The organism is Spirillospora sp. NPDC049652, assembly GCF_040675125.1.
Taxonomy (GTDB): domain Bacteria; phylum Actinomycetota; class Actinomycetes; order Streptosporangiales; family Streptosporangiaceae; genus Spirillospora.
Map to the genome: position 1 here is coordinate 1 of NZ_JBFAOF010000624.1, position 4,380 is coordinate 4,380.

The following is a 4,380-nucleotide window of genomic DNA, read 5'->3' on the forward strand; positions in this document are numbered from 1 at the left end:
CGGCGACCGAGGTGTTCGTGACCGTCGGCGCGACCGAGGGCATCGCCGCCGCGCTGCTCGGCCTCGCCGAGCCCGGCGACGAGGTGGTCGTCTTCGAGCCGTACTACGACTCCTACGCGGCGATGATCGCGATGGCCGGGGCGGTCCGCCGGACGGTCACGCTCCGCCCCGAGCACGGCCGGTTCACCTTCGACCCGGACGAGCTGCGCGCCGCCGTCACCCCGCGGACCAGGCTGATCATGGTGAACTCGCCGCACAACCCGACCGGGACGGTGTTCACCCGCGCCGAGCTGGAGACGATCGCGGCGGTCTGCCGCGAGCACGACCTCGTCGCGATCACGGACGAGGTGTACGAGTACCTGACCTTCGACGACGTCGAGCACGTCAGCCTCGCCGCGCTGCCCGGCATGCGCGAGCGGACGGTCGTGGTCTCCTCCACCGGCAAGACGTTCTCGGTGACCGGCTGGAAGACCGGCTGGGTGTGCGCGCCCGCGCCGTTCGTGAGCGCCGTCCGGACGGTCGCGCAGTTCGTCACGTTCACCGCGAGCGCCCCCTACCAGCGCGCGACCGCGTACGCGCTGCGCGAGGAGGGCGCGTGGGTGGAGAACCTGCGCAAGTCGCTGCAGGCCAAGCGGGACCGGCTGATCACCGGCCTGGAAGCGGCCGGGTTCGGCACGCTCCGCCCGCAGGGCACCTACTTCGTGCAGGCCGACATCCGGCCGCTCGGCTTCACCGACGGCCTCGAACTCGCCCGCGCGCTGCCCGAGCGCGCCGGGGTCGTCGCGATCCCGACGCAGGTGTTCTACGACCACGCCGAGGCCGGCGCGCATTTCGTCCGGTTCGCGTTCTGCAAGCGCGAGGACGTCATCGACCAGGCCGTCGAACGCCTGCACCGCCTCGCCCGCTGACGCCCGGCCCGCGCCCCCTCGACCCTCGGCTCAACTATCGGCGACGCGCGGGAAGGCCGTGTCTCTTGATCTCCACGGGTTGCGCATTTACGCTCGGGATGCTTGAGAAGCGCTCATTATCGAGCATTCCTGTGAGGTGTCCGTGCCGCGTGTGTCCCGACGCAGCCGTCCCGTAACCCGCCGCAGAACAAGCACCACCACCACCGTCAACGCCGTCACCGCCGCCGTCGGCGCCGTCGCGCTGGCGGCGCCGCTGACCGTCGCCCTGGCGCCGTCCGCCGTCGCCGACTCAGCCCGGACCGACTCAGCCCAGACCGCCGGAACCGCGAGCGCCACCGTCCGCCAGGACGCCAGGACGGTCACCGTCGCCGCCCGCGACTACGAGATCGGCATCGCCCGCAAGCCGTTCGCCATCACCACCCGCCGCGCCGGGAAGACCGTCCTCGCGACCGCCGCGAGCGGCGCGTTCGACCTCGCCCGCCCGGACGGCACCCGCGTCACGCCCACCGAGGTCAGCGCGGCCCGCTGGACGGACGGCACGCTGAACCTGTCGGTGGCGACGTCCGACGCCGCCACCACGCTGACCGTCAGGATCACTCCGTCCGCCGACCGCTACCGCGTCCAGACCGGCGTGACCGGCTCGAACGCCTCGACCGTGACCGCCGCGGCGCTGCATCTCGACATGGCGTCGGGCGGCCACTGGTACGGGCACGGCGAGGCCAAGAGCGACGCCGAGGGCGAACCCGACACCCGCCAGCCCTGGCCGCTGGACGCCGCGACCGGCAAGGAGCAGGTCAACGACACCACGTTCGGACCGGCGTCGTACCTGATGACCGAGCCGTTCTGGTTCACCGCGACGTCCGCCGGGCTGTACGTGGACACCGGCAACCTCATGCGCGTGTCGCTCGGCCGCCTCCACCCGGGCGTCGCCGACTTCGAGGTCACCGACACCGCGAACCTGGACGCGACGTTCTTCGTCGAGCGCACCCCGCGCGCCGTCTACCAGGACTACATCGGCATCGCGGGCAAGCCCCGGGCCGTCGGCGCGACCCCCGCGCAGTTCACCAAGCCGCTCTGGAACTCGTGGGCGCAGTTCTACTCGACCGTCGACCAGAAGGGCTTCCTCGACTACGCGCGCTCGCTGCACGACGCGGGCGTCCTCGCGCACACCATGCAGCTGGACGACGGCTGGATGACCCACTACGGCGACTACACCTGGAACGCCAAGTTCCCCGACCCCAAGGGCATGTCCGACCAGGTCCACGCCATGGGCTACGACTTCGGCGTCTGGATCACCCAGTGGATCAACCTGGACGCCGACAACTACCGGGTCGCCAAGGAGAAGGGGTACCTGCTCAAGTCCAAGCAGGACCCGTCCCAGCCCTGCACGGTCACCTGGTGGAACGGCAAGGCCGGGCTCATCGACCTCGGCAACCCCGACGCCTACAAATGGTACGAGGGCCAGCTCAAGAAGCTCCAGGCCGACTACGGCGTGGACGGCTTCAAGTTCGACACCAAGTTCTTCGACGAGCGGTGCGCCGCGTCCAACGGGCTCGACGCCGCCGGATACCGCAGGCTCGGCGCGGAGCTCGCCCAGCAGTTCGACCTCCAGGGCGCGGGCATCCGCGTGCACTGGACGGGCGCGCAGAAGTACGGCTTCGTCACCCGCACCGTGGACAAGGGCACCGACTGGGCCTCGCTCAACGCCGCCGTCAAGCAGAACCTCGCCGTCTCGGTCATCGGCTACCCGTTCGTCGCCACCGACATGATCGGCGGTTCGGACAGCATGCCGCCGCCGACCGGCGACGTCCTGGTGCGCTGGGCGCAGGCGGCGTCCCTCATGCCGATCGAGTACGCCTCGACCTCGCCGCTGAGGGTGTACGACTTCGTGAACAAGAAGTGGGTCACCTACCCGCCGGAGGTCGCCCGCCACTACGCCGCCGCGACGCGGCTGCACGCCGCGCTCGCCCCCTACATCCGGGACCAGGCCGCGCGCGCCGTCCGCACCGGTGAGCCGATCATGAAGCCGCTGTTCTTCCGGCACCCGGACGACCCGGCGTCCTACACGGTCTCCGACGAGTGGCTGCTCGGCGACGCGCTGCTCGCCGCGCCCGTCCTCGCGGCCGGGACGAGCCGCGACGTGCACCTGCCGCCCGGCACCTGGTACGACGTCGTCCGGCACCGCGCCGTGAAGGGCGGCGACCTGCGCGGCTACCGCGCCGGCCTGGGCACCGTGCCGCTGTTCGTCCGGCTCGGCGCGCCCGACGCCCCGCGCCTGCTGAAGATCCTCAAGTAGCCCGGACGGGCCCGGGAGCCCGCACCGGGCTCAGGAGTTCCGGACGGGCAGCCCGGTCCACGCGGACGCCGCAGCGGCGGCCGCGTGGGCCGTGGTGTCGGTGAACTGGTCGGCGAAGGAGACCGGAGCGCCGTACGAGCTGAGCGACCGCCGCGCCATCCGCGCGTGCCTGCCGGTGAGGCTCGCGACGAGCTGCTCCGGGTCGTCCACGGTCAGCAGCAGGAGGTGCGCTCGGCCGTGGCGGCGGAGCGGGAACAGCGGGAAGACGCGGACACCGGTGATCCGCGCCCACGGCACGGTCGTCCTCCCTCCCGCGATGGTCACCCCGTCCTCGCCGAGCGCCATCGTGGGGTCGTCCTGACGCGCGCGCACGAGCGCGGACGCCAGGAGCACCAGCATGAGCCCGGTCAGAATGCCGAACACCGCGATGGTGGCCACGGCGGCGTGCGAGACGAGCGCCACCGTGCCGAACGCCGCCTGGACCAGCGCGCACCCTCCGAGAAAAATGATCAGTTTGCGGGGCACGACCCGCACGTCCAGCGGTTCCCTCCGCCCTGCCGGCACGGACTCGGCCGTCGCGCCTTCGGCCCTCGGCAGCGGGACGTGGGCGTTCACCGTGATGATCCGGTTGAGCGCGGTGAGCTGGTTCTGCGCCCAGCCGAACACTCCCACCGCGAACGCGACGACGAGCGCGATCGCGGCGAGCACCAGCAGGGCCGCGCGGCCCACCTCGGCCAGGAGCAGCAACCCCAGGACCGCGACGACGGAGAGGGCGAAGACGCCGAGCGCGGTCCACGGCTTCCGCCGCACCGGACCGATCTCCTGCTGGGCGTAGTAGACCGCGATCCACTGCGCCTCAGGCTCGCTCGCCTGCCCGGTCTTGAGCAGTTCCCGGCGGACGGACGGTTCGAGCGACCGCCAGCGCGCGCGCAGATCGTCGGCGTCGTCGGTCTGGTCGGCCACGCGGACTCCCCAGGGGCGGACCCGGCCGGGAGAGCGCCGCCCGGGACGGAACGGCTGGAATAGCCGTATTGCATCACAACCCCTGGCGCCGCGCGCGGCCCGTTGTGGCCGCGGGAACACCGTGCCTCATGAGGACCGGACGGGCAGCCCGGTCCAGGCCGCCACGGCGGCGGCGGCCGCGTGGGCCGTGGTGTCGGTGTAGCGGTCGGCGAA

3 protein-coding genes are annotated in these 4,380 nt (G+C 72.1%); 2 read left to right on the forward strand and 1 reads right to left on the reverse strand.

Annotated elements, in window-relative coordinates; all coding sequences use genetic code 11:
* Together AB0J52_RS29320 and AB0J52_RS29325 are read left to right on the forward strand one after the other, a co-directional pair.
* On the forward strand, window positions 1–908 hold a 908-nt coding region (locus AB0J52_RS29320), incomplete at its 5' end, for an aminotransferase class I/II-fold pyridoxal phosphate-dependent enzyme (RefSeq protein WP_500185772.1).
* A gap of 151 nt (window positions 909–1,059) precedes the next feature.
* The gene (locus tag AB0J52_RS29325; protein WP_500185773.1) at window positions 1,060–3,204 is read left to right on the forward strand and encodes a glycoside hydrolase family 31 protein; all 2,145 of its coding nucleotides are present in this window, start codon (window positions 1,060–1,062) and stop codon (window positions 3,202–3,204) included.
* A 30-nt stretch (window positions 3,205–3,234) separates the two neighbouring features.
* On the opposite strand, the gene AB0J52_RS29330 is transcribed toward AB0J52_RS29325, so the two are convergent.
* Complete coding sequence (locus AB0J52_RS29330) at window positions 3,235–4,167, reverse strand: hypothetical protein (RefSeq protein ID WP_500185774.1); 933 nt, start codon at window positions 4,165–4,167, stop codon at window positions 3,235–3,237.
* Between the last annotated feature and the right edge of the window lie 213 nt (window positions 4,168–4,380).